Source organism: Roseateles sp. GW821-FHT09H10 (assembly GCF_059415865.1).
Window position 1 is genome coordinate 441,938 of the sequence record NZ_JBWKOB010000001.1, and the last position, 23,290, is coordinate 465,227.

Below are 23,290 nucleotides of genomic sequence, written 5' to 3' on the forward strand. Positions count from 1 at the left end.
GCCTCACTGCTGCAGCAGATCGCGCCAGGACAGGCGGCGCGTCGCGTTGGACGTGCTGGGCGTCGGCGTCGGTGCCGACACGGTGCGGTCGTCGGACAGGCGGAACAGGCTGATGACCTTGTTGTTCGGCAGCTTGATCAGCGCGGGTCGCGTGGCGATCGCATCGCCCAGGGAGACGCTGGCGACACCCTTGGCCGAGTCGACGGCCGCACCGGTGCGGTAGTCGAGGAAGTTGGCCCAGCTGCTGCCGCCCACCTTGCAGACGTTGCCGGACTCGACGACGTTGGACGTCACGACCAGGGTGCCGAGGGCCAGTTGCGGGTCGGTGTTGACGCGCTCGCGGGTCTGCGGCAGGTCGACATACCAGCCGCCGTCGGTGGCCAGATTGACGGGGTTGGCGACGCCGTTGGTGCGCACCACCTGGTTGGGCGAGCAGGCATTCGATCCGGTCGGGCAGGTGCCCGCGACAAGGGTCTGCTGGATGAACTTGTTGACGGTCAGGCGCGGATCGCCGATACCGGTCGCGGTGAGGTTGTCCTTGATGCCGTAGATGGTCTGTTTGTTGGAGTCGACCAGGTCGGTCAGGCCGAGGTAGCGGCCCGTGCCGACGAAGACCATGGCCAGCGTGCCGACCTGGCCCAGCTCCGGGCGGGAAGTGATGGGCTGGGCGATGCCGGTGCTGTCCTTCAGCGTGGCGATGGCTAGGGCGTCATAGCCGGCCGCGCCGACGTTGTCGTTGACGTCGAAGCGCCAGAGATTGCCCAGGTTGTCGCCGCCATAGACGCGCACGATGGTGTTGTTGATGTCGCTGTTGTCGACCCAGCCGCGGATGTGAGCCAGGCCGGAAGGCGTGCCCGCGCTGCCCACGCCGGTGCTGATGGTGCGGATCAGCGCGCCCGTCGCGGCATTGACGACAAAGAGGTAGCCCTTGCCATCGCCGGGCGACACATTGTTGTAGCCAGAGGCAAAGATGACGACCCAGGTGCCGTTCTCCAGCTTGGCGATCTCGGGCTTGCCGACGGTCAGGCCGAGGTTGTCGTGCTTGAACTCCCACAGGGCCTTGGGCTCGGCCGGGTTCGTCACGTCCAGCGCGTAGTAGCTGCGGCCACCGGCGCCCATGCCGGCCACCAGCAGGCTGCTCCATTCGCCATTGATGTAGACGTCCTGGACCACGGGGGTGCCATCGACGCTGTACTGGTGCTGGGTGGCGTACTGCTTGTCGGCCAGCCTGTACATATTGTCCAGCGCGGCGGTCGGCACATAGGCCCAGAGCTCGACGCCGGTATCGGCGCGGAACGCATGCAGCATGCCGTCGTTGGCGCCGACGTAGACGACGCCGGTGCGAGCCGCGGCCTTGACCTTGAATTCGTCGTACCTCGCGTCGGCATAGTCCACCAGGGACTTGTGCACATACACGGCTTCCGAGTTCACGATGTCGCCCAGGCGGTGGGTGCGCTGGCGGAAATATTTGTCCGCGTCGGTGATGTCGCCCTCATTGCTGCGATCGCCGGCCAGGAAGTTGACCAGGGCCTCACCGGCTGCGGCGGCCTGCTTGGTGCTGGACAGGCAATAGGGACCCACGGCGCAGAACTGCGTCAGCGCGCGGCCCGTCGTGGTGATGTAGGCCAGGGAGAACTTGTCCTTCTCGCTGGTGGTCAGCGAACTCCAGTTGAAATCCTTGAGATTGTTGGTGCCGCCAGACGAGAACATGTAGATGTTGCGCGGCAGCGAGGCAGAGTCGAGCTTGTCCTGGGCCGACCAGTCGGCAGCCCCCGCATTCACCTTGCCGGTTTCGATGTCCAGGCGCTGGCTCCTCAGCTCGCCCGACCACTCAGAAGAAGTGAAGTTGGAGATGAAGACCTGGTTGTCGCCGGCCGACACATTGGGGTTGCTTGTCGTGGCGGCCGCGGCCGCGCCGATCTGGCCGTCCAGGGAGTTGATCGCGCTGGACAGGCCGGTGTAGAGCGAGGTGGGGTTGGAGGCGCTGAAATAGGTGCCGCCGCCGTTGACGGCCGCGTGCCAGAGATCGTCGATGGTGGTCAGGGTGTTGCTGACCGGCGTGGGCCAGTTGCAGGCGCCGCTGCTCTGCCAGCTGCAGACGCCAGGACTGGGGTTCGACCCCTTGGTCACCGCATAGAAGTCGCCGGCCGGGTCGGTCAGGTAGGTGGGCGAGAACTGCATATAGCCCGAGGCGCCCAGGCCGAGGGTGAAGGTCTTCATGACCTGCATCTCATGCGGCTTGAGGGTCAGGTTGGTGCTGTTGCCGCAGACGTCGGCAGCGGTGGGGCTGAAGCTCTTGCACTCGTCGGAGCCCGTCGTGCCGGTGCGCAGGTCGGTGTTCAGGTAGTAGGCGGCCACGTCGGCCAGCGTGTTGCCGGTGGCCGTGCCGTCGTACATGGGCCGCTTGAAGGTGCTGCCGCTGTCCTGGTCACCCATCTCGCTGTTGTCCAGCTTGGTCGGGTTCGAGGTTTCGTTCCAGAAGCCGTCAGTGGACAGGATGGTGAAGTTGCGCTGGCAGGAATACTCGACCGGGTCGATGGTGGTGACGCCGTTCAGCGTGGTGGTCTGCGAGTTGAAGTTGTTGTACTTGCCGGCGTAGAGCTTGCCGGCCTTGGACAGGGCGGAGCGCAGCGGCGTCGAATTGTTGGGAATGGCCGCGGTGAGCTTCTTGTACCAGTTGGTCTTGTGGTTGTAGGCCGGCGACGTGCGGTTCTCGAAGACGTCGAGATTGAGGAAGTCTGTGCCCGTGTTGTTATTGATGCTCATATAGCCCACGCGGCGGTTGTTGCTCACCGCGCCGAAGGCCAGGGCCGCCGAGGACTTCATGGACTGCATGCGCGAGTGGTAGTAGGTCCACCAGTTCGCGAAATTGGTCATCTCCTCGTCATAGGTGCACAGGCCCGGCAGCTTGCTGGTGCCGATGGCGGCGCAATCGGTCCGTGAGGCGGGCCGCGAAAATATGCTCGGCGTATTGGTCGTCACCTCCGGCACGATGTCGACGCGTTCGAACTTGCCGCCATAGGTGCCGGGCTTGGCCGGCGTCGCGGCGGCATAGCCACCGAAGGCGGGGTTGTTGTTGTCCAGCGGAAAGGTGCAGCCCGTCGGCGTGCGCGTGAACGAGATGCTTGCCGTCGTGTTGGTGGCGGCCGGCGCGGTGATGGTCACGGTGCGGCCGCTGTTGCTCGTTGTGGCGGTGTAGTTCGTCGTGCCGGTCTTGGCGTTGATGGAATCGCGGATGGCGTTGCCGATGGTGCCGCGGTTGTTGCTGGAGGCCGTGGTGTAGCCCAGCAGATTGAGGCCGCCGACAGTGACGGCCGTCACCTGGAGGCTGCAGCTCGGGTTGCTCGAGATCGTGAACGTGGCCTTGGCCCGCACTTCCGCCGAGCCGGCCTCACCGGCAAGGAAGTACTTGGTCGGGAAGCGGGCGTGGGAGAAGGTGCCGTTGCGCGTGGCCTGGCAGGCCGCGAAGGGGGGGGTGGTGGCGCGCGCGTCGGCGTCGCTGCTGCACCAGCGCAGCGGTGCTGGATAGACATAGTTGCCGCTGGAGCCAGCCTTACAATCGCGCAGGTCGACGGTGTTGCAGTACTCGGCCGGGATGATGTTGTAGTAGTGCGGGCCGAAGTTGCGTGCCGCCGTCGTGGCGTTGTCGACCGGGCCCGTGGCCACGAAGCCGTTGCTGGTGGCGGTCGTGGCGTGGAACACCGTGTAGGCCTTGCCGCCGACGGTGCCGGGCAACACATAGTTGTCGTTGCGCAGGCAGTCGGTGTAGGTGTTGTCCGTGCACCATTCGGTGTCGGGGAACTGCGTCAGCAGGTTGATGGTGCCGGTGTTCTGGACGTTGTAGGCATCGTTCTTGACCGAGCCCCAGGTGCCGGTCGCAGTCTTGGTCTGGCTGGGCCAGTAGCTGCCATCGGCCTTCATCGGCGGCTGGTAGTTGACGGCCGGGTCATAGGCCAGGCCGTTGAAGCTGGCCGCAAGGTAGGGCGGCTGGCCGCGCAGGGAGCCAAAAGGTGCGGCTCCCGTCCAGCAGGCCGCTGAGCTGTTGCCGCCAATGCAGCAGGTGTTGTTGAAGTTGCCGCTGTTGACTGGCGTGGCGCCGCTGCTGCGGCACAGTGCCGGATCGGGGCTGCCGTCGCCATTGATGTGGTCGGGCATGAAGTCGAAGTTCATCGAACCCGAGTCATCCAGGATGAACAGCAGATTGGCCTTGACCGAATCCTTGGACGTGACGATGAGGGGCGACTGCGAAACGTCGACGACGGCCGCGAAGCTGAATTGAGCCGCGGCAGCCAGCATCGCTGCCAGCGCTGCGCGCATCAGGGGAAGGTGCGATCGGAACTCCATGATGACCTCGTCTTGTTCGGGTGCAGTCGCTCAGATGGCGACCATGGTCTGGATGAAGCTGGTGGCATTGCGCGGGCCCAGTACCCGCACGGTGATGCGGTAATAGACCTGGCTCGCCTCCTTCAGCTTGAGGCTGCTGGACTTGCTGCTCGTCTGGATGGAGGCCGGCGTGACGGGCACGGCCTCACAGCGGCTCACCGAAGGCTCGCCGACACTGCCGCACAGCCGGTGAATGACAAAGGAAACCTGGTTGCCGGCGGCATCGGGCGGTAGCGCGTTGACGACGCCTGCGGTCGCCAGCACCTGCCAGAAGCCGTCCCAGGTCTGGTTGATGGCCGGGTCAGTACGCGTCGCGACATAGGCATAGGGCTCGCTGGCGCCTTTTTCGATGTCGTCGTAGAGCTTGTTGGCCAGGGTCAGCGGCGACTGCGGGGTGAGCTGTTCCTGCTCGCGGGTTTTCTGCTCGAGCCAGGCAATGGCGGTTTCCATGCCGACATCGGCCGCCTGCACGGCCGCCTGCTGGTAGGCGAGGTTGCCGGCGACGCGGTTGCTGCCGAGCACGCCGCGCATCAGGCCGACGGCGGCGAGCGACATCGCTGCGAGCACGATGAGGGCCAGCACCAGCACGAGACCGCGCTGGCGGGCGGGGCGAAGGGGGCGAGCGTTCAGCATGATGAGAAGGCCGGGTCGCTGGCGCTGGGCGTGTTGCGCAGCGGCACGGTGGTTTCAAAGGTCTTGTAGCGGTAGCGCTTCCATTCGGGGTCGCTCAGCGAGATGGGTGCCGAGCCGGCCCAGCTGGGCGCGGGGGCGTTCACGTCCGCGGCCTCCGCCTGGCGGCTGCGCGCGACCAGCGTCAGGCGCACGCCGACGACACGCGACCAGCCACACCAGGTGGGGTTGGTCACCGCGACGTCCTGGCTGTAGCTGTTGACCGTGGCGTCGCGCGGCACCGAGGTGTCCCGGGCGTACTCGGCGCGCAGGCTGACGATGCCTTCGGCAACGTCGGTCCAGTTTTCGGGGGCGGCTTTGGTGCAGTCTTGCGTCAGGAAGTCACAGGCGGTCAATTGGCCGGAGCGCACCGCATAGGCGACGAAGCGGGGCGCGCGGCCGAGATTGAACAGCGTGCCATTGGAGGCATTGGCCATGCCCAGCTCGACGGTGACCGTCGTGGCGGTCGGCGGGGAAAAGACGCTCGTCAGGTCCAGGACGCAAGGAGAGCCGCGGGTGGCCGGTGCGGCCACGACCCGATCGTTCTGCTGGAAGGCCTGCGGGGCCGTCACGGAGTAGACGTTGGCGCCGGGCTGAGTGTTGATCAGCCCGCCTTCCGGCGCTCCCCAGCCAGAGCCGTAGCCGATGACGATGACATCGGTGTCGGCGGCGCCGTCAGGAATTTCGGGCGGATTGATGATGACCGGCACCAGGCGGGCGATGTTGCGGCCGTTGCCGACGTTGAGCTGGCAGTCGAGCAGGGAGGCGTTGCTGAAGCCCTGGCCGGCCTGGCGCAGGTCGCGCTGCAGCAGGCTCAGCGCGATGGCTGCGGTGGTCTGGGCGTCGTCGCCGCCCGTGGTGTTGCGGCGCTGGCCTTCCGAGACCTTGAAGACCTGCATGACGACGACGACGGCGAGCATCGCGACAACAATGCCGACCATCAGCTCGACGAGGCTGAAACCGCGGGCGCGACGGGGGACATGGAGGCGGCGCATCACTTGATCTCGTTGGTCAGCACGAAGCTGTGGGCCGGGTCGCCGGCGGGCTCGCCGGGGGCCTTCCATCGCATGGTGATGGTCACCCGCGTGCTGGGCGTCAGGCCGACCGCGGGGGCGCTGGCGCCGGCGACGATGGCATTCAGCGGATTCACCTGGGCGATGACGACCGTCGGCGGGTAGGTGGCCGCGCCGGGCAGCACAGGCGTGACCCGGGCTTTCCAGGCGTTGAAGCTGGGGCCGCCGCCGGCACTGCTGGTGAAGGCCGCGTTGAGCGTGGCGAAGTCGCGGCTCGTGATCCACATCTGGCCGATCAGCTCGTTGGCCAGCATGGTGGCGTCGGTGCGGTACTTGGCCTGGCCCGACTGCTTGATGGCATTGGCCTGCAGGCCGACCAGGCCGAGCACGCCGAGGGCGAAGATCAGCAGGGCGATCAGCACTTCCAGCAGCAGGACGCCGGATTGGGAGCGGCGAGGTTTCAGCATGCTTGAGGGTCGCTCGAGGCGGCGCTGGGGTTGCACATGCGCACCAGGCCACCGGGGGTGATGTCGATGCGCAGACAGGTGACCTTGCCGCCGGCGGCCACGCAGGTGCCGGCCGTCGAGACCGGGGTGATGTCGATGGAGACGGTGCCGGCGGCTATCGCCGGTGCGATCGGCACCTGTCGGCCCAGGCCGTTGAAGACCACCTGGCTGGCGCCCGCGTTGATGGCGACGCGCGATCCGGTTTCCGTGGCGGAGCGCACCTGGAGGATGCTGGGCGCGGTGTCGCTCGGTGGAAGGTTGCACTTGTCTTCGACCGAATCGTCGGCGGCGTCGACCACGTCGACAACCCAGTTGCCGCTGCTGGTGGTGCGCTTGCAAGTCCCGTCCAGCGACGTCGTCAGCTGGAAGCGCACCTGGGTGTTGCGTGTCGTCGCCTCGCTACGGGCGTACTGCAGGCCGGCCAGCATGCTTTCGGCCGTGGCGCGGATGCGTGTGCCGGACATCCAGGGACCGAAGTTGGGCACGGCCATGGCCATCAGGATCCCCAGGATGGCCAGGGTGATGACGACTTCGACCATGCTGACGCCGGCCTGGCGGTTCGGGGTCAGCACGAGCCGTCCTTCTTGACGACCCAGCAGGTGGCCGAGGTGGTCCAGCCCGTCGGCACGGCGGTCGTGGCCTTGGCGCCGGCGTTGGTCGCCGTGTAGGTGAAGCCGACCATGGAGCTGCGGCCGACGGCCTGCAGCGTGAAGGCCGTGGCGGAGGCGCTGGCGCAGGAGAAGGTGTAGTACCTGCTCGTCGTCGTGTCGTTGGCGCAGGCCGGCGCACCGACATAGGTGCGGTTGTCCTGGTAGAACTGTTCCATCAGCACCATCTTGACCCCGAGGCCGGAGGTGGCGTCGGGGATGCGGCCGCGCGTCACATAGTCCTTGTACTGCGGCACCGCCACCGCGGCGAGGATGCCGAGGATGGCCACGGTGATCATCAACTCGACGAGGGTGAAGCCGCGAGAGGAGAGGGAGTGGTGGTGGCGGGGCATGTTGGCGCTTTGCATGGCGGGTGGAAGCTATTTTGGTAGCGGGGGGGACTGAAGCGATACCGCTTGTCGCGAAGCAGCGAACGCTGGTCGCAGCCGCGCGCCGATTCGTGAACTGGCGCACGTTTGGCGCCGCCCGAACGGCCATTTGCAGGGTTGACGAAGGCAAGCGAACGTAACAGCGCGATGCCCCGGATGCGTTGCTTTATCGGCACGCCGACCGCCTTCCCCAGGGTCAACCCAGGGTTCTCGGTGTTTCCCCTATCATGGCGCCCTTTCTCCCGCCCCGGCTTCGGCCCGACCGCGTGAATCAATTGGCAACCGCACCTCTGATCGAACTGCGCAACGTCAGCGTCGGCTATGGCGACCGCGTGATCCTGGACGGCGTCAACCTGAAGCTGGAGCGCGGCAAGGTGCTGGCGCTCATCGGCACCTCGGGTGGCGGCAAGACCACCGTGCTGCGCCTGCTCGGCCGCCAGCTGCGGCCTCTGAGCGGCCAGGTGCTGTTCGATGGCCAGGACCTGGCCCCGCTGAACCTGGATGCCCTGTACGCCGTGCGCCGGCGCATGGGCATGCTGTTCCAGTTCGGCGCCCTGTTCACCGACCTCAGCGTCTTCGAGAACGTCGCCTTCCCGCTGCGCGAGCACACCGACCTGCCTGAGGCCATGATCCGCGACCTGGTGCTGATGAAGCTCAATGCCGTCGGCCTGCGCGGCGCGCGCGACCTGCTGCCCAGCGAGGTCTCCGGCGGCATGGCCCGCCGTGTGGCCCTGGCCCGCGCCATCGCGCTGGACCCCGACCTGGTGCTCTACGACGAGCCCTTCGCCGGCTTGGACCCGATTTCCCTCGGCGTCGCCGCGCGCCTGATCCGCGACCTCAACGATGCCCTGGGCCTGACCAGCATCATCGTTTCCCACGATCTGCATGAGACCTTCGGCATCGCCGACCAGGTCGCCATGGTCGCCAATGGCCGCATCGTCGCCCAGGGCACGCCGGATGAGCTGCGCCACAGCGACGACCCGCTGGTGCGCCAGTTCGTCGGCGCCGAGGCCGACGGGCCGGTGCGCTTCCACCAGCCGGCCGTGCCGGTGGCCGAAGACTTCGGGGTGGCGCGATGATGGCACTGGCAACCCGCGTCGGCGCCGGCGTGCGCCTGAAGCTGGCCGACGTCGGCGCTTCGGCCCGCCTCTTCGCCAGCCTGCTGGCCCGTTCGCCCCGGGCGCTGGCCCGCTTCGTCCTGGTGCGCGAGCAGGTCTTCCACCTGGGCAACAAATCGCTGTCCATCATCGGCGTGTCGGGCCTGTTCGTCGGCTTCGTGCTGGCCCTGCAGGGCTATTACACGCTGCAGCGCTATGGCTCGTCGGAGGCCGTCGGCGCCCTCGTGGCCCTCAGCCTGGTGCGCGAGCTGGGGCCGGTCGTCACGGCGCTGCTGTTCGCGGGCCGGGCCGGCACGTCGCTGACGGCCGAGATCGGCCTGATGAAGGCCGGCGAGCAGCTCACGGCGATGGAGATGATGGCCGTGGACCCCGTGCAGCGCGTGCTGGCGCCGCGCTTCTGGGGCGGCTTCATTGCCATGCCCTTACTTGCGGCAGTCTTCTCCGCGGTCGGCATCATCGGTGGCTGGCTGGTCGCGGTGCCCTTGATCGGTATCGACGGCGGGGCCTTCTGGTCGCAGATGCAGGGCAATGTCGGCGTGTTCGCGGACGTCGGCAACGGCGTCATCAAGAGCCTGGTCTTCGGCGTGGCGGTCACCTTCGTTTCGCTGTTGCAGGGCTACACCTGCCGGCCCACGCCCGAGGGCGTGTCGGCCGCCACCACACGCACCGTCGTGCTGTCGTCCCTGGCCGTGCTGGCCCTGGACTTCATGCTGACCGCGATGATGTTTTCGATTTAGGGAGTAGGAAGGATGCAATCCTCACGTTATGACGCCTGGGTGGGCCTGTTCGTGCTGATCGGCGGCGCGGCCCTGCTCTTCCTCGCGCTGAAGGCCGGCAATCTGCTGAGCCTCAATTTCGACGCCACCTACCAGGTCTCGGCGCGCTTCGACAACATCGGTGGCCTCAAGCCCAATGCGGCGGTCAAGAGCGCCGGCGTCGTCGTCGGCCGGGTCGAGGCGATCAGCTTCGACGACAAGACCTTCCAGGCCAAGGTGCTGCTGAACATGTACAAGAACACGCAGTTTCCCAAGGACAGTTCGGCCAAGATCCTGACCTCGGGCCTGCTCGGCGAGCAGTACATTGGCCTGGAGCCCGGCGCTGACGAGAAGAACCTCGCCAGCGGCGATGTCATCAAGCAGACCCAGAGCGCCGTCGTGCTGGAAAACCTCATCGGTCAGTTCATCAACAGCAAGGCGTCGGACATGGGCAGCGCCGCCCCGGCGGCGCCTGTCTCGGGAGGCAAGCCGTGATGAGCCCCGTCCTGCGCATGATGGCCCTGCTGGTGCTCGCGCTGAGCCTGACGGCATGCCAGACCGTGAAGGGTGTCGGCACGCGCATCGAGCGCGCCGTCGACAAGGTCATGGGCTCCAAGGGCCAGAGGCTGGACCCCTGGGAGTCCTGGAACCGCAAGGTCTTCGCCTTCAACGAGAAGCTGGACGAGAGCGTGCTCAAGCCGGTCGCGACGGCCTACTCCGAGCTCGTGCCTTCGCCCATCCGCACCGGCATCGACAACTTCTTCGGCAACATCGGCGACGCCTGGTCTGCCGTGAACCTCTTCCTGCAGGGCCGCTTCAAGGCCGGCGTCGAGCAGACCATGCGTTTCGCCGTCAACTCGACCCTCGGCATCGCCGGCGTGCTGGACATCGCGACCGAGGCAGGCCTGGAGAAGAACAGCCAGGACTTCGGCAAGACCCTGGGCAAATGGGGCATGGGCACGGGCGCCTACATCGTCTGGCCGGTGTTCGGGCCGTCCTCGGTGCGCGATTCCCTGGCCCTGCCGCTGGACTGGAAGGCCTCGCCGGCGGTGGTTTTCGACGACGGCAGCAAGAAGGTACTGATCACGTCGCTGAACCTCGTCAACACGCGCGCCAACTTCCTGCGCGCCGGCGAGATGCTGGAAGGCATCGCGCTGGACAAATACACCTTCTACCGCGACGCCTATCTGCAGCGCCGCGGCAGCTTCGATGACGACGACGAGGTCGAGGTGCTGGTGCCCGGCAATGGCGCCTCCGCGCCGGCCTCCAGCGCTTCCGCACCGGCGGCAGCCGCTTCGGCGCCGGAGCCGGCCGCCTCCGAGGCGGCTCCTACCGTCAAGCGGCCCGCCGAGCCCGCGTCGGCGGCTACCCGTTGAGCGCGTGCCAACGGTTACCAGTCGACTGCCAACCGAAACCCGGGCTGGTGCGTTGAGCGCCCGTTCCTGTTCAGAGAAAGTGACACCATGACCTTGCTGACCTCCCTGCGCCGCCGCGTGTTCACCGTGGCCACCTTGGCGACCTTGAGCATTGGCCTCGTGCATGCGGCCCACGCCGCCGACGGCAGCACGCCCGACCAGCTGATCCGCCAGCTGTCGCTGGAAACCATCGAGGCCGTCAAGGCCGACAAGGACATCCAGAGCGGCAACGTCGGCAAGATCATCTCCCTGGTCGATGCCAAGGTGATGCCCCACGTCAACTTCCAGCGCATGACGGCCTCGGCCGTCGGCCGCTTCTGGCGCCAGGCCACGCCCGAGCAGCAGAGCAAGCTGCAGGCCGAGTTCAAGACCCTGCTGGTGCGCACCTATGCCGGCGCGCTGACCCAGGTGAAGGACCAGACCATCGGCCTGAAGCCCCTGCGTGCCGAAGCCGGCGCCACCGAGGTCGTCGTCCGCACCGAGATCCGCGGCAAGGGCGACCCCATCCAGCTCGACTACCGCCTCGAGAAGGCCGGCACCGAATGGAAGATCTATGACGTCAATGTGCTGGGCATCTGGCTGGCGGACCAGTACCGCAACAGCTTTGCCCAGGAGATCGGCGCCAACGGCATCGATGGCCTGATCAAGAGCCTGGCCGACAAGAACGCCAAGGCCGGCGCAGCGAAGAGCTGAATCTTGAGCGGCCTGAAGCTACCGGCGCGGCTGCGCATGGATGGGGCCCGCGCCGCCTGGGCGCAGATGTCGCCTGCCCTGCGCGCCGAAGCTGCCCAGGTGCTGGCGGCGGCCGGCCGCGAGGTCAGGCTTTCCGCGGCCGGGCTGACGGAATTCGATTCGTCGGCGCTGAGCCTGCTGCTGTCCGCCGCGCGCCAATGCAGCGAGCAGGGCGCGACGCTCAAGCTCGATGACGCGCCCGAGAAGCTGCGCGAACTGGCGCGCGTCTACGGGGTGTCCGAGCTGTTCTGGCCGCCGATCTCCCAAGGCGCCTGACGTTTTCGGGCCGAGCGCCGGGCCGCCCCTAGCCGGCTCGTCTGGCGATGTGCTCACCGTTCAAGGCGGTGAGCATCGCCGTCCCCTCGGGGGACCGGTTGGGCACGTCCGCGTTCAGCGCGGCGAGACCGGACGAGGGGTTGTCAGTCAGCCTGCGTAGCGTTTCGCGCGCAGGTTCTTCTTGATCTCCTGCAGCACGGGCCGCAGATGCTGGCCCAGCTTCAGGGCCACGCCCGTCGTCAGGATGTCCACCGCGATCAGGTGCAGCAGCCGCGACACCATGGGGCTGTAGCGGTCGAAGTCCTCGGGGTGGTCCACCGCCAGCAGGATCTGGCTGGGGCCGAGCGCCAGCTGCGCCAGCGGCGAGGCGCTGGCCGTGATGATGATGATGGTCGCGCCCTTCTTGCGCGCGATCTCGGCGGCGTCCAGCAGGTCGCGGCTGCGGCCCGAATTGCTGATGATGACGGCGCAGTCGCCCGGCTGCAGCATGGTGGCGCTCATCAGCTGCACATGGCCGTCGCTGGTGGCAACGGTGTTGACGCCGAGACGGAAGAACTTGTGCTGGGCGTCCTGGGCCACGATGCCCGAGTTGCCGACGCCGTAGAACTCGATGCGCTTGTTGTGGCGGGCCGAATCGGCGAGCGCCTCGATGGCGCGCTCGAAGGCGTGGCTGGCCGCGTCGTTGCGGTAGTGCAGCAGGGCGGCGACGGCGTTGTCGACCACCTTCACGATGATGTCCTGCGGCTTGTCGTCCTCGTCCACCGCGCGGTGCACGAAGGGCACGCCCTCGTTGACGCTGCCGGCCAGCTTCAGCTTGAAGTCGGCCAGGCCGTCATAGCCGACGCTGCGGCAAAAGCGCACCACCGTCGGCTTGGAGACGTGGGAACGGTCGGCCAGCTCGCTGACGGGCAGGCTGGCGAAGCTGCGCGCATCGGACAGCAACAGCTTGGCGACCCGCTGTTCTGCCGGGGGGAGGGCGGGCAGGGCCGCCTTGACGCGCTCGAGAATGCTCATGTCTGCTCCCCGCGCAATGAGGACATTGCGCGACCCTCCGAGAGGGGGCGGCCTTGCTTGGGGCGGCCCGGCGCGGCGGCCGCAGATGCTTGAGGAAACGTGATCATTGCTCTTCAGCCCACGAGAAACCGTCTCTGGCGACCAACGCGCTCGCGGCGGCCGGGCCCCAGGAGCCGGCGGAATAGGGGCGAGGGCCGCTGGTGTCGGCCTTCCAGGCATTCAGGATGGGTTCGACCCAGCGCCAGGCCTGCTCCTGCTCGTCGCTGCGCACGAAGAGGTTGAGGCGGCCGGCGATGGCGTCCAGCAGCAGGCGCTCATAGGCGCCGACGCGCTGGGTGGCGAAGGCCTTGTCGAAGTCCAGGTCCAGCGACACCGGCGTCAGCTGTTCACCCTGGCCCGTGCCCTTCTGCGCCAGCAGTTGCAGCTCCAGGCCGTCCTCGGGCTGCAGCTTGATGACGAGGCGGTTCGGCTGGCCGCCGCCGGCAAAGATCTTGTGCGGCACGGGGCGGAAGTTGACGACGATCTGCGCGTCGCGCTCGGCCAGGCGCTTGCCGGTGCGCAGGTAGAAGGGCACGCCGGCCCAGCGCCAGTTGTTGATCTCGGTGCGCAGGGCCACGAAGGTTTCGCATTGGCTTTCCGGCGGCACCTTGACCTCTTCCAGATAGCCCGGCACGGCCTTGCCCTCGATGCTGCCGGCGCGGTACTGGCCACGCACGACATCGCGGGCCACGCTTTCGGCAGTGAAGGGCTTGAGCGAGCGCAGCACCTTGAGCTTCTCGTCGCGGATGGCGTCGGCGTCGTTGCTGGACGGCGGCTCCATCGCGATCATGGTCAGCAGCTGCAGCGCATGGTTCTGGATCATGTCGCGCAGCGCGCCGGTGCCGTCGTAGAAGGCGCCGCGCGTGCCCACGCCCAGGCGTTCGGCCAGCGTGATCTGGATGTTGGCGATGCTCTCGCGGCGCCACAGCGGCTCGAACAGCGCATTGCCGAAGCGCAGCGCCATCAGGTTCTGCACCGAGGGCTTGCCCAGGTAGTGGTCGATGCGGAAGGCCTGGCTCTCGGCGAACACGCCGCGCACCGCGCGGTTGATCTCCTGCGCGCTGGCGAGGTCGTGGCCCAGCGGCTTCTCCAGCACGACACGCACCTTGCCGTGGTTCAGGCCGACGGCGCCGAGCTGCTGGCAGATGCCGGTGAACAGATGCGGGCTGGTGGCCAGATAGAGGACGACGGTGTCCGCATTGCGCGCGTCCAGCCAGTCCTTGAGGCCCTGGTAGTGCTCGGGCTGGGACAGGTCCATGCGGCGGTAGTGGATCAGCGAGGCGAAGCGCTCGAACTCCTCGTCGCTGGGGCGCTTGGCGCCGTCCACCTCGCGGAAGCGCTCCTTCAGCCATTCGCGGTAGCGCTCGTCGGTCTGGTCGTCACGCGCGACGGCGAGAATGCGACCGCCTTCGGGCAACTTGCCGTGCCGGAAGGCCTGGAACAGCGCGGGCATCAGCTTGCGCCATGTCAGGTCGCCGGTACCGCCAAAGAACACGAGATCGAAAGACATCTGCGGGGTCTCCAGGCCAGCGCTCATGGGAGGCGCTAACCGTTGTGTAACTAAGTTTCGTGAAATACTATGCAGCAGTTTCTTCGCCGGGTCAATCCGTGACCCGAGGACAGGCAGAACCATGAACCAGCTCGACCAACTCAAGGCCTTCACCACCGTCGTTGCCGACACGGGCAACTTCCTGCAGCTCGCGCAGTTCGCCCCGCGCGACGCGACGACCAATCCTTCGCTGATCCTGAAGGCCGTGCAGTCGCCCGACTACGCGCCGCTGCTGAAGGAAACCGTCGAGGCCCATCGCGGCAAGCCGCTGGATGAAATCGTCGATCACGTCCTCGTGCGCTTCGGCCTCGAGATCCTCAAGGTCGTGCCGGGCCGCGTGTCGACCGAGGTCGATGCGCGTCTGTCGTTCGACAAGGCGGCGTCGTTGGCGCGCGCGCGCCGCATCATTGCGCTGTACGAAGCCGCCGGCGTCAAGCGCGACCGCGTGCTGATCAAGCTAGCCTCGACATGGGAAGGCATCCAGGCCGCCGCCGAGCTGGAGCGCGAAGGTATCCACTGCAATCTGACGCTGCTGTTCGCCTTCGCCCAGGCCGTGGCCTGCGGCGAGGCCAAGGTGCAGCTGATCTCGCCTTTCGTCGGCCGCATCTACGACTGGTACAAGAAGTCGGCCGGCGCCTCGTGGGACGAGGCGGCACAAGCCGGCGTCAACGACCCCGGCGTGAAGTCGGTCAGCCAGATCTACGCCTACTTCAAGCAGCATGGCATCAAGACCGAGGTCATGGGCGCGAGCTTCCGCAACATCGGCCAGATCCAGGCTCTGGCCGGCTGCGACCTGCTGACCATCAGCCCCGATCTGCTGGCCCAGTTGCAGGCCTCCGAATCCAAGCTGGAACGCGCCCTCGACCCGGCCAAGGCCGCGGCCATGCCGGCTGTCCATCTCGACGAAGCTGCCTTCCGCTTTGCGCTGAACGAGGACGCGATGGCGACCGAGAAGCTGGCCGAAGGCATCCGCCTGTTCGCCGTCGACGCCGGCAAGCTCGACAAGCTGATCGAGGCCGCCTGACCATGACGACGCGCTGCGACCTCTCTCCCGTCTGGGCTGAACTTCAAGCCCACTACGCCGCGAGCGGTCGCGGCTTCGACATCCGTGACGCCTTCAAGGCCGACGCGGGCCGCTTCGGCGCGCTGTCCTTCGAAGCGCCCGAGGTCTTCGCCGACCTGTCCAAGAACCGCGTCGATGCGCCGACGCTGGCGCTGTTGCTGAAGCTGGCCCGCGACTGCGGCCTGGAATCGCGCCGCGATGCACTGCTGCGTGGCGACCCGGTCAACCACACGGAGGGTCGTGCGGTGCTGCACACGGCGCTGCGCGCGCCGGCCGGCAGCGATGCGCCCTTCAACGCCGACGTGCAGGCCTCGCTGGACGCCATGCTGGCCTTTGCCGACAGCGTGCGCCGTGGCGAGCGCGGTGCCATCACCGATGTCGTGCACATCGGCATCGGCGGCAGCGACCTCGGCCCGGCCATGGTCGTGCAGGCCCTGCAGGCCTTCGGCCGCCGCGACCTGAAGCTGCATTTCGTCTCCAACGTCGACGGGCATGACCTGGCGCCCGTGCTGGCGGGCCTGGATGCGAAGCACACGCTGTTCGTCATCGCCTCCAAGACCTTCACGACGCAGGAGACCCTGGCCAACGCGCAAGCCGCCAAGGCCTGGTTCCTGGCCGCCGGTGGCACCGACGTGGCGCGCCACTTCGTCGCCACCAGCAGCAACACCGCTGCGGCCGCCGCCTTCGGCATCGACACGGCCTTCGGCTTCTGGGACTGGGTCGGCGGCCGCTATTCGCTGTGGTCGGTCATCGGCCTGCCCATCGCCATCGCCGTTGGCGCTGCCAGCTTCCGCGAGCTGCTGGCCGGCGCCCATGCGATGGACCAGCACTTCGCGTCTGCGCCGCTGGACAAGAACCTGCCGGTGCTGCTGGGCCTGGTCGACATCTGGTATCGCAACTTCCACGGCTTCACGAGCCGCAGCGTGGCGCCCTACCACCAGGGCCTGCGCCGCCTGCCGGCCTATCTGCAGCAACTGGAGATGGAGAGCAACGGCAAGGGCGTGGACCTGGACGGCAATGCGCTGGCCATCGGCACGTCGCCGGTGGTCTGGGGCGAGGCTGGCACCAACGGCCAGCATGCCTACTTCCAGATGCTGCACCAGGGCACGGACGTGATTCCCGTCGAGTTCATCGCCGTGAAGCGTCCCAACCATGGCGTGACGGGCGAACTGGCGGAGAAGCTCGCCGACCAGCATCGCAAGCTGCTGGCCAACTGCCTGGCGCAGAGCCAGGCCCTGATGCAGGGCAAGACGGCCGCCGAGGCACTGACCGAGAAGGCGCCGACCGCCTCGACCACGCTGGACCGTGACGTCTTGTCGCGCCACCGCAGTTTTCCTGGTAACCGCCCAAGCACGACCCTGGTGCTGGACGCGCTGACGCCACGTTCGCTGGGCGCGTTGATCGCCCTCTACGAGCACCGCGTCTTCGTGACCGGCGCGCTGTGGGGCATCAACAGCTTCGACCAATGGGGCGTCGAGCTGGGCAAGGCCCTGTGCAACCAGCTGCTGCCCCGCCTCGATTCGGGCGACACGGCGGGCCTGGACGGCTCGACGGCCGGCCTGCTGAAGCGCCTGGTGGCCGCATGAGGATCGTCTTCGACTTCGGCGGCGTGGTGTTCCGCTGGCATCCGGCCAGCTTCCTCGCGCGCCTCTGGCCGCATCGCATCGAGACGCTGGAGCAGGGCGCTGCAGCCGCCGCGACCTTCTTCCAGAACTACGGCGGCGACTGGGGCCTGTTCGACCAGGGCCTGATCGGCGCGGCCGAGGTGGTCCGCCGCATCTCGGCGCGCACGGGCTGGCCGCGCGGCGAGGTCGAGGCGGTCGTGCGCGCGGTGCCGGATGAGCTGATGGCCATCCCGGCCACCGTCGTGCTGATCCGCGACCTGCGCGCGGCCGGGCACACGCTGCACTTCCTGTCCAACATGCCCGAGCCCTATGCGGACCATCTCAGCAAGACCTATCCGCTGAACGAATGGTTCGAGTCGGGCCTGTTCTCGGGCCGCGTCAAGCAGATCAAGCCGAGCGCGGAGATGTTCGCGCTGGCCGAGCGCCACTTCAATGTGCCGCCCGAGGAACTGCTCTTCCTGGACGACCACCCGGTCAACGTCGAGGCAGCCCTGGCGCGCGACTGGCAGGCCGTGCTGTTCACGGATGCCGCCAGCGCGCGGCGTGAACTGGTGTCGCGCCGCCTGCTGAGCGCCTAGTGCATCAGCGGCTCGCCGTCCGGCCCGTATTCATCGGGGTCCTGGGGCGGCGTGGCCGGCACGCGGAAGGCTTCGCTGGCCCAGGCGCCGAGGTCGATCTGCCGGCAGCGCTCGCTGCAGAAGGGCCGCCACGCGTTGCTGGGCGCGAAGATGCTGTCGCCGCCGCATTGCGGACAGCGCACGAGGCGCTCGCCCTGTGCATTCTTCTTCATTGGCAGAGTGCGAGCTCGAAGCTGCTGTCTTCTTGAGCCAGCTTGAGCCGGCCTTCCTCGTCCTGGCGCATCAGGCGGATGGAGACCATCAGCCGGTGGCCCGAGATCTCGGGGATCAGCCCCAGGCTGGGGTCGATGCGCATGCGCAGCAACTGGTAGACGCGGCCGGCGGGCAGGCTCTGCTGGAACTGGCCGGCCGTGGCTGCGACCTTGTGCGGCGAGCCGGAATCGCGCAGCAGGCCGAGCAGCACCTGCAGGGCCTCGGCCAGCGGCATCAGCGTCTGGGCCCAGCTCATCAGGTCCTTGCGGCGGCGCACCGGCAGCAGCTGCTGCCAGTTGTAGTAGGCCGGCAGATCGAACTCGCAGGTGCCGCCGGGGATGCTGATGCGGCTGCGGATGCTCATCAGCCATTCGTTGCCGGTCAGGGCCGCGCCGGCCTTGCCGGCCAGGGCGTTGAGGCGCCCGAAGGCGCCGTCGATGCGGCCGACGACTTCATCCAGCCGCGCCTCGTCGAGGCCGGGGCTGCCGCGGTAGGCGACAAACTGGGCCTTGTGCTTCTCGAGCTCCTTGAGCAGATCGCTCTTCAGGTCGGCGCGGGAGGCGACGTCCATGATCTCGAACAAGGTGACCAGGGCGAAATGATGGTCCAGCGCGGGCTCGCGCGACATCAGCGTACCAAGGCGGTCGAACAGATGTTCGAGGCGAAGCATCGTGCGGATGCTTTCGTTGAACGGGTACTCGTACAGGACCAAAGGCGCCTCGGGATGGACTGCGATCAGGGCCGGGCGATTGTTTCACAGCCCCAGCGTCCGGCCAGGCCGAGAACCTCGTTTCTGAGCGCAACAAGCGTCAAGCCGTCGTTCAGCAGCACCACGTCCGCCGCCGCGCGGCGCGCTTCGCGCGTGGTCTGCGCGGCCAAGGCGCCATCGACGCGTTCGCGCGTCCAGCCCGGACGTTGCAGCACGCGTTCGATCTGGGTCTCGGCCGAGCAGTCGACGACGAGGACGCGCGCGAGGCGGGGCCGCCAGCGGCCCGACTCGACCAGCAGCGGCACATCGAAGACGACGAGGGGTTGCGTCGCGGCGTCGGCCTGGGCCAGGGCCTCGGCGGTGATCAAGGGATGCAGGATGGCCTCGAGCCGGCGCTTGGCGGCGGCGTCCGAGAAGGCGAGGGCGCGCATGCGGTCGCGGTCCAGCGCGCCGTCCGCGCCCACGAAGTCGGCGCCGAACTGCGCGGCGACGGCCGGCATGGCGGCACCGCCGGTGGCGGTCAGCGCGCGGGAGATAGCGTCCGTGTCGACGATGGCGGCGCCGGCCTCGCGCAGGATGCCGGCGACCGTGCTCTTGCCGCTGCCGATGCCGCCGGTCAGCCCGACTCTCATCAAGGCGTCAGGCCCAGCCCAGCCACCCCAGCACCGTCGCCTGGCCGGCAAACAGCACGACCAGGCCGCCGCCGGCGAGGAAGGGGCCGAAGGGCACATAACGGCCCTCGCGCAGGCCGGCGTTCATCTTCATGATGAGGCCGATGACGGCACCGATGGCCGACGCGCCGAGCACGATGGGCAGGACCATCTGCCAGCCCAGCCAGGCGCCGAGGGCGGCGAGCAGCTTGAAGTCGCCATAGCCCATGCCCTCCTTCTTGGTGAGGATCTTGAACACCCAGTAGACCGACCACAGCGACAGATAGCCGGCCAGGGCGCCGATCAGGGCCTTGTCCAGTGGAATGGTCCAGCCCATCAGCGCCGCGGCGAGGCCGGCCCACAGCAGGGGCTGGTTGATCGCGTCGGGCAGCAGGGTGGTGTCCCAGTCGATCATGGCCAGCGCGATCAGGGCGGCGACGAAGCCGCACCACAGCAGCGTCGTCGGCTGGGCGCCGAAGCGCCAGGACAGCGCGGCGAAGGCGGCACCGGTGACGAGCTCGATCAGCGGATAGCGCTTGGAGATGGGCGCCTTGCAGCTGGCGCATTTGCCGCCCAGGCGCAGCCAGCCGACGACGGGCAGGTTCTCATGCCAGCGCAGTTGATGGCCGCAATGCGGGCAGCGCGAACGCGGCGCCGCGATGCTGAAGGGCGGCAGGGCCTCGATCCTGGTGCCATAGGCGTCGACGGCCTTGGCCAGCTTCTCGGCCTCGGGCAGCGGCACCCCGGCCACGCGCGCCATGGCCGGCGCGTCGGTCAGCTGGGCCGCGGATTCATGCAGCCACTGCCGCTCCAGCATCAGCGGCAGGCGGTAGATGACGACGTTCAGGAAGCTGCCGATGCACAGGCCGAAGATGCCAAGGACCCAGGGTGACAGCAGCAGGCCGTAGTCCACCGCCATCAGACCACCTGGCCGAGCTTGAAGATGGGCAGGTACATCGCCACGACGATGCCGCCGATCAAGCCGCCCAGGATGACGATGATGAAGGGCTCCATCAGGCTGGACAGGGCCTTGACGGCCTCGTCAACCTCGTCCTCATAGAACTCGGCGGCCTTGGCCAGCATGTGATCCAGCGAACCGGATTCCTCGCCGATGGACGCCATCTGCAGCACCATGGTCGGGAAGATGCCGGTCGTCTGCATCGACGTGGTCAGCGCGGCGCCGGTGGAGACGTCGCGCTGGATCTGCTCGGTGGCTTCCTGGAACACGGCGTTGCCGGAGGCGCCGCCGACGGAATCCAGGGCTTCGACCAGCGGCACGCCGGCCGCGAACATCGTCGACAGCGTGCGCGTCCAGCGCGCGATGGCCGACTTGTACATGAGGTCGCCGAAGACCGGGATCTTCAGCAGGATGCGGTCCATGCGCTTTTGCATCGGCACGGAGCGCTTCCAGGTCTGCAGGAAGAAATAGATGCCGCCGCCGATGCTGCCGAAGATGGCCCACCAGAAGGAGACGAAGAACTTCGACATCGCGATGATCATCAGCGTCGGCGCCGGCAGGTCGGCGCCGAAGGACTTGAAGACGTCCTCGAAGGCCGGCACCACGAAGATCATGATGACGGCGACCACGATGAAGGCGACGACCATGACCGCGATCGGGTAGGTCAGCGCCGACTTGATCTTGTTCTTGATGGCGACGGTCTTTTCCTGGTAGACGGCCAGCCGGTCCAGCAGCGCTTCCAGGATACCGCCCGCCTCACCCGCCTCGACGAGGTTGCAGTACAGCGCGTCGAAGTACATCGGGTGCTTGCGGAAGGCCGAAGACAGGCTGGTACCCGTCTCCACATCCTGGCGGATGTCGTTCAAGAGGCGGGTCAGTCGCGGGTTGGTCGCGCCGCGGGCCACGATGTCGAAGGCCTGCAGCAGCGGCACGCCGGCGCGCATCATCGTCGCGAGCTGGCGCGTGAAGACGGCGATGTCCTTGTGCTTGATCGCGCTGCCACCGCTGGAGCGGCGCTTCTTGACCTTGTTGACCAGGATGCCCTGACGGCGCAGCGTCGCGCTGACCATGGCTTCGCCGCCGGCGCGCAGCTCGCCCCTGACGATCTTGCCGTTGCGGTCCTTGCCCTCCCACTCAAAGACGAAGTCCTTGACGCCTTTTGCTGCAGCGGTGGCAGTGGCCATGCGCTCTCCTCGAGACTGTTATTCGTTGGTGGCCGACAGCACTTCTTCGAGCGTCGTGACGCCGATGCGTACTTTCACCAAGCCGGATTGGCGCAGATCGCGCACCCCTTCTTTCTTGGCCTGTTCGGCGATGTCCATCGCCGTTCCCTCAGCCAGGATGATGCGCTGGATGTCCTCCGTGATGGGCATCACTTGGTAAAGGCCGACACGGCCACGGTAACCATTTGTGCAATTGCTGCAGCCGACGGCGCGATAGGGCTTCCAGCTGCCGTCGAAGTCGTCCTCGACAAAGCCGGCCTTGATCAGGGCCTCGCGCGGGTATTCGGCCGGCGTCTTGCAGTTCTCGCACAGCCGGCGCACCAGGCGCTGGGCGGTGATGAGCAGCACGCTGGACGCGATGTTGAACGGCGCCACGCCCATGTTGAGCAGGCGGGTCAGCGTCTTGGGGGCGTCGTTGGTGTGCAGCGTCGACATGACCATGTGGCCGGTCTGCGCGGCCTTGATGGCGATGTCGGCGGTTTCCAGGTCGCGGATTTCGCCGACCATGATGATGTCGGGATCCTGGCGCAGGAAGGACTTCAGCGCGGCCGAGAAGTTCAGCCCGGCCTTGTCATTGACGTTGACCTGGTTGATGCCCGGCAAGTTGATTTCAGCCGGATCCTCGACGGTCGAGATGTTGACGCCGGGCTGGTTCAGGATGTTCAGGCAGGTGTAGAGGGACACCGTCTTGCCGGAGCCCGTCGGGCCGGTCACCAGCACCATGCCGTAAGGGCGATAGATGGCGGTGAGCAGGCGATCCTTCTCGATCTTCTCGTAGCCCAGGGCCTCGATGCCGAGCTTGGCCGACGAGGAGTCCAGGATACGGATGACGATCTTTTCGCCGAACAGCGTGGGCAGGGTGCTGACGCGGAAGTCGATGGACTTGCTGCCGAACTTCAGCTTCATCCGGCCGTCCTGCGGCACGCGCTTCTCGGCGATGTCCAGGCGCGAGATGACCTTGATGCGCGAAGCCAGCTTGTCCTTGATCGCGATCGGCGGCTGCGTGATTTCGCGCAACTCGCCGTCGACGCGGAACCGCACCCGGTAATGGAACTCGTAGGGCTCGAAGTGCAAGTCCGAGGCGCGCAGGTTGATCGCGTCGACCAGCATCTTCTGCAGGAAGCGCACGACGGGCGCGTCCTCGACGTCGGCGAGCTCGGCGGCTTCCTGCTGCGGCGAGGCATCCTCTTCGGCGATATCGAAATCGAAGTCGCCGCCAGCGATGCTTTCCAGCGATTCCGCCGCGCTCGCCGTCGTGCTGGCCAGCATCTTGGCCAGCTTGTCGTGCTCGACGATGACCCACTCCGGCTGGAGCTGGGTCGTGAACTTGATGCGCTCGATGACCTCGAGGTCGGTGGGATCAGCGCCGCCAACGAAGAGACGGTTGCCGCGACGGGACAGCGCGACGACCTGGTATTGCTGGGCCAGCTTGGCGTCGATGACGTTCTGCGGCATGCGCTGCGGATCCATCGCCGACAGGTCCAGCAGCGGCAGGGCCAGGGCGCTGGACAGGGTGTGCGCCAGATCGACCGGCGACACCTGGCCGCTGGCGATCACCGCATTGACGAAGCTGGTCTTCTTCTCGCGGGACTGCTTGACGAGGTCTTCCGCGGCCTTGGCCTGGAGCTTGCCGGCATGCACCAGCATGCGCGCAACCCCCGACAGGGAAGACTGGAGCGGCTCGGCGAGCGTGGTTTCCACAGGCAGTTGCGTCGACGACGGAAGGA

Annotated in this window: 23 protein-coding genes; 9 read left to right on the top strand and 14 right to left on the bottom strand. The window is 67.2% G+C overall.

Translation table 11 applies throughout. The features are described 5' to 3' along the window. Positions 1–3: 3 nt before the first annotated feature. From AC07OY_RS01940 to AC07OY_RS01965, 6 genes are read right to left on the bottom strand one after another with little or no spacing between them, the layout of a single operon-like run. Entirely contained in the window at positions 4–4,344 is a 4,341-nt protein-coding gene (locus AC07OY_RS01940; RefSeq protein WP_495040841.1) for a pilus assembly protein, read from the bottom strand. Positions 4,345–4,374: 30 nt separating this feature from the next. Then, on the bottom strand, positions 4,375–5,016 hold the full coding sequence (locus tag AC07OY_RS01945; RefSeq protein WP_495040842.1) for a PilX N-terminal domain-containing pilus assembly protein: 642 nt from the start codon (positions 5,014–5,016) through the stop codon (positions 4,375–4,377). After that, positions 5,010–6,047, bottom strand: coding sequence for a PilW family protein (locus tag AC07OY_RS01950; protein WP_495040843.1), 1,038 nt, complete (start codon positions 6,045–6,047; stop codon positions 5,010–5,012). The genes AC07OY_RS01945 and AC07OY_RS01950 overlap by 7 nt, the downstream gene beginning before the upstream one ends. Next, a complete protein-coding gene (gene pilV / locus AC07OY_RS01955; protein WP_495040844.1) occupies positions 6,047–6,532 on the bottom strand; it encodes a type IV pilus modification protein PilV in 486 nt (161 codons plus the stop codon). Before pilV ends, AC07OY_RS01950 begins: the two co-directional genes overlap by 1 nt. Continuing rightward, the gene (locus AC07OY_RS01960) at positions 6,526–7,143 is read right to left on the bottom strand and encodes a GspH/FimT family pseudopilin (RefSeq protein ID WP_495040845.1); all 618 of its coding nucleotides are present in this window, start codon (positions 7,141–7,143) and stop codon (positions 6,526–6,528) included. The genes pilV and AC07OY_RS01960 overlap by 7 nt, the downstream gene beginning before the upstream one ends. Then, positions 7,137–7,586, bottom strand: a complete 450-nt coding sequence (locus AC07OY_RS01965; RefSeq protein ID WP_495040846.1) for a type IV pilin protein — start codon at positions 7,584–7,586, stop codon at positions 7,137–7,139. The genes AC07OY_RS01960 and AC07OY_RS01965 overlap by 7 nt, the downstream gene beginning before the upstream one ends. A gap of 248 nt (positions 7,587–7,834) precedes the next feature. Between AC07OY_RS01965 and AC07OY_RS01970 the strand changes: the two genes are divergently transcribed. The 6 genes from AC07OY_RS01970 to AC07OY_RS01995 all read left to right on the top strand — a co-directional run bounded on the left by AC07OY_RS01970 (position 7,835) and on the right by AC07OY_RS01995 (position 11,903). Continuing rightward, a complete protein-coding gene (locus AC07OY_RS01970) occupies positions 7,835–8,686 on the top strand; it encodes an ABC transporter ATP-binding protein (RefSeq protein WP_495040847.1) in 852 nt (283 codons plus the stop codon). Further along, entirely contained in the window at positions 8,683–9,462 is a 780-nt protein-coding gene (gene mlaE, locus AC07OY_RS01975) for a lipid asymmetry maintenance ABC transporter permease subunit MlaE (RefSeq protein ID WP_495040848.1), read from the top strand. Before AC07OY_RS01970 ends, mlaE begins: the two co-directional genes overlap by 4 nt. Before the next feature lie 12 nt (positions 9,463–9,474). Next, complete coding sequence (gene mlaD / locus AC07OY_RS01980) at positions 9,475–9,975, top strand: outer membrane lipid asymmetry maintenance protein MlaD (RefSeq protein WP_495040849.1); 501 nt, start codon at positions 9,475–9,477, stop codon at positions 9,973–9,975. Next, entirely contained in the window at positions 9,975–10,856 is an 882-nt protein-coding gene (locus tag AC07OY_RS01985; RefSeq protein ID WP_495041960.1) for an MlaA family lipoprotein, read from the top strand. Before mlaD ends, AC07OY_RS01985 begins: the two co-directional genes overlap by 1 nt. Before the next feature lie 87 nt (positions 10,857–10,943). Further along, the gene (locus tag AC07OY_RS01990; RefSeq protein ID WP_495040850.1) at positions 10,944–11,588 is read left to right on the top strand and encodes an MlaC/ttg2D family ABC transporter substrate-binding protein; all 645 of its coding nucleotides are present in this window, start codon (positions 10,944–10,946) and stop codon (positions 11,586–11,588) included. A 3-nt stretch (positions 11,589–11,591) separates the two neighbouring features. Then, on the top strand, positions 11,592–11,903 hold the full coding sequence (locus AC07OY_RS01995) for an STAS domain-containing protein (RefSeq protein ID WP_495040851.1): 312 nt from the start codon (positions 11,592–11,594) through the stop codon (positions 11,901–11,903). Positions 11,904–12,050: 147 nt separating this feature from the next. Here AC07OY_RS01995 and AC07OY_RS02000 read toward each other — a convergent pair whose 3' ends face one another. Both AC07OY_RS02000 and zwf read right to left on the bottom strand, forming a co-directional pair. Next, on the bottom strand, positions 12,051–12,911 hold the full coding sequence (locus AC07OY_RS02000) for a MurR/RpiR family transcriptional regulator (RefSeq protein ID WP_495041961.1): 861 nt from the start codon (positions 12,909–12,911) through the stop codon (positions 12,051–12,053). A 109-nt stretch (positions 12,912–13,020) separates the two neighbouring features. After that, a complete protein-coding gene (zwf, locus tag AC07OY_RS02005) occupies positions 13,021–14,466 on the bottom strand; it encodes a glucose-6-phosphate dehydrogenase (RefSeq protein WP_495040852.1) in 1,446 nt (481 codons plus the stop codon). 121 nt (positions 14,467–14,587) lie between these two features. Here zwf and tal point away from each other — a divergent pair, with 121 nt between their 5' ends. Genes tal through AC07OY_RS02020 form a run of 3 tightly spaced genes read left to right on the top strand, consistent with a single transcriptional unit; the run spans position 14,588 to position 17,771 of the window. Beyond that, positions 14,588–15,529: a transaldolase gene (gene tal / locus AC07OY_RS02010; RefSeq protein WP_495040853.1), complete on the top strand. Its 942-nt coding sequence runs from the start codon at positions 14,588–14,590 to the stop codon at positions 15,527–15,529. Between the two features lie 2 nt (positions 15,530–15,531). Continuing rightward, a complete protein-coding gene (gene pgi, locus AC07OY_RS02015) occupies positions 15,532–17,154 on the top strand; it encodes a glucose-6-phosphate isomerase (protein ID WP_495040854.1) in 1,623 nt (540 codons plus the stop codon). Further along, positions 17,151–17,771, top strand: coding sequence for an HAD family hydrolase (locus AC07OY_RS02020; protein WP_495040855.1), 621 nt, complete (start codon positions 17,151–17,153; stop codon positions 17,769–17,771). The genes pgi and AC07OY_RS02020 overlap by 4 nt, the downstream gene beginning before the upstream one ends. Here the strand turns inward: AC07OY_RS02020 and AC07OY_RS02025 are convergent. The 6 genes from AC07OY_RS02025 to pilB are packed head-to-tail and all read right to left on the bottom strand — an operon-like array spanning position 17,768 to position 23,210. Continuing rightward, the gene (locus AC07OY_RS02025; RefSeq protein WP_495040856.1) at positions 17,768–17,983 is read right to left on the bottom strand and encodes a DNA gyrase inhibitor YacG; all 216 of its coding nucleotides are present in this window, start codon (positions 17,981–17,983) and stop codon (positions 17,768–17,770) included. The genes AC07OY_RS02020 and AC07OY_RS02025 overlap by 4 nt on opposite strands. Then, complete coding sequence (gene zapD, locus AC07OY_RS02030; RefSeq protein WP_495040857.1) at positions 17,980–18,735, bottom strand: cell division protein ZapD; 756 nt, start codon at positions 18,733–18,735, stop codon at positions 17,980–17,982. The genes AC07OY_RS02025 and zapD overlap by 4 nt, the downstream gene beginning before the upstream one ends. 23 nt (positions 18,736–18,758) lie before the next feature. Beyond that, entirely contained in the window at positions 18,759–19,364 is a 606-nt protein-coding gene (coaE, locus tag AC07OY_RS02035; RefSeq protein ID WP_495040858.1) for a dephospho-CoA kinase, read from the bottom strand. Between the two features lie 7 nt (positions 19,365–19,371). Further along, a complete protein-coding gene (locus AC07OY_RS02040; protein WP_495040859.1) occupies positions 19,372–20,301 on the bottom strand; it encodes a prepilin peptidase in 930 nt (309 codons plus the stop codon). After that, entirely contained in the window at positions 20,301–21,524 is a 1,224-nt protein-coding gene (locus AC07OY_RS02045) for a type II secretion system F family protein (protein WP_495040860.1), read from the bottom strand. Before AC07OY_RS02045 ends, AC07OY_RS02040 begins: the two co-directional genes overlap by 1 nt. An 18-nt stretch (positions 21,525–21,542) precedes the next feature. Next, positions 21,543–23,210 (bottom strand): type IV-A pilus assembly ATPase PilB, encoded by a 1,668-nt coding sequence (gene pilB / locus AC07OY_RS02050; protein ID WP_495041962.1) that lies wholly within the window; start codon positions 23,208–23,210, stop codon positions 21,543–21,545. Positions 23,211–23,290: the final 80 nt, after the last annotated feature.

What these genes read in the sequence shown, in the direction of transcription:
- AC07OY_RS01940 (WP_495040841.1), bottom strand. Translation starts at nt 4,344, where the DNA reads ATGGAGTTCCGATCGCACCTTCCCCTGATGCGCGCAGCGCTGGCAGCG.
- AC07OY_RS01945 (WP_495040842.1), bottom strand. Translation starts at nt 5,016, where the DNA reads ATGCTGAACGCTCGCCCCCTTCGCCCCGCCCGCCAGCGCGGTCTCGTG.
- AC07OY_RS01950 (WP_495040843.1), bottom strand. Translation starts at nt 6,047, where the DNA reads ATGCGCCGCCTCCATGTCCCCCGTCGCGCCCGCGGTTTCAGCCTCGTC.
- pilV (WP_495040844.1), bottom strand. Translation starts at nt 6,532, where the DNA reads ATGCTGAAACCTCGCCGCTCCCAATCCGGCGTCCTGCTGCTGGAAGTG.
- AC07OY_RS01965 (WP_495040846.1), bottom strand. Translation starts at nt 7,586, where the DNA reads ATGCAAAGCGCCAACATGCCCCGCCACCACCACTCCCTCTCCTCTCGC.
- AC07OY_RS01970 (WP_495040847.1), top strand. Translation starts at nt 7,835, where the DNA reads ATGGCGCCCTTTCTCCCGCCCCGGCTTCGGCCCGACCGCGTGAATCAA.
- mlaE (WP_495040848.1), top strand. Translation starts at nt 8,683, where the DNA reads ATGATGGCACTGGCAACCCGCGTCGGCGCCGGCGTGCGCCTGAAGCTG.
- mlaD (WP_495040849.1), top strand. Translation starts at nt 9,475, where the DNA reads ATGCAATCCTCACGTTATGACGCCTGGGTGGGCCTGTTCGTGCTGATC.
- AC07OY_RS01985 (WP_495041960.1), top strand. Translation starts at nt 9,975, where the DNA reads ATGAGCCCCGTCCTGCGCATGATGGCCCTGCTGGTGCTCGCGCTGAGC.
- AC07OY_RS01990 (WP_495040850.1), top strand. Translation starts at nt 10,944, where the DNA reads ATGACCTTGCTGACCTCCCTGCGCCGCCGCGTGTTCACCGTGGCCACC.
- zwf (WP_495040852.1), bottom strand. Translation starts at nt 14,466, where the DNA reads ATGTCTTTCGATCTCGTGTTCTTTGGCGGTACCGGCGACCTGACATGG.
- tal (WP_495040853.1), top strand. Translation starts at nt 14,588, where the DNA reads ATGAACCAGCTCGACCAACTCAAGGCCTTCACCACCGTCGTTGCCGAC.
- pgi (WP_495040854.1), top strand. Translation starts at nt 15,532, where the DNA reads ATGACGACGCGCTGCGACCTCTCTCCCGTCTGGGCTGAACTTCAAGCC.
- AC07OY_RS02020 (WP_495040855.1), top strand. Translation starts at nt 17,151, where the DNA reads ATGAGGATCGTCTTCGACTTCGGCGGCGTGGTGTTCCGCTGGCATCCG.
- AC07OY_RS02025 (WP_495040856.1), bottom strand. Translation starts at nt 17,983, where the DNA reads ATGAAGAAGAATGCACAGGGCGAGCGCCTCGTGCGCTGTCCGCAATGC.
- coaE (WP_495040858.1), bottom strand. Translation starts at nt 19,364, where the DNA reads ATGAGAGTCGGGCTGACCGGCGGCATCGGCAGCGGCAAGAGCACGGTC.
- AC07OY_RS02040 (WP_495040859.1), bottom strand. Translation starts at nt 20,301, where the DNA reads ATGGCGGTGGACTACGGCCTGCTGCTGTCACCCTGGGTCCTTGGCATC.
- AC07OY_RS02045 (WP_495040860.1), bottom strand. Translation starts at nt 21,524, where the DNA reads ATGGCCACTGCCACCGCTGCAGCAAAAGGCGTCAAGGACTTCGTCTTT.
- pilB (WP_495041962.1), bottom strand. Translation starts at nt 23,210, where the DNA reads ATGCTGGTGCATGCCGGCAAGCTCCAGGCCAAGGCCGCGGAAGACCTC.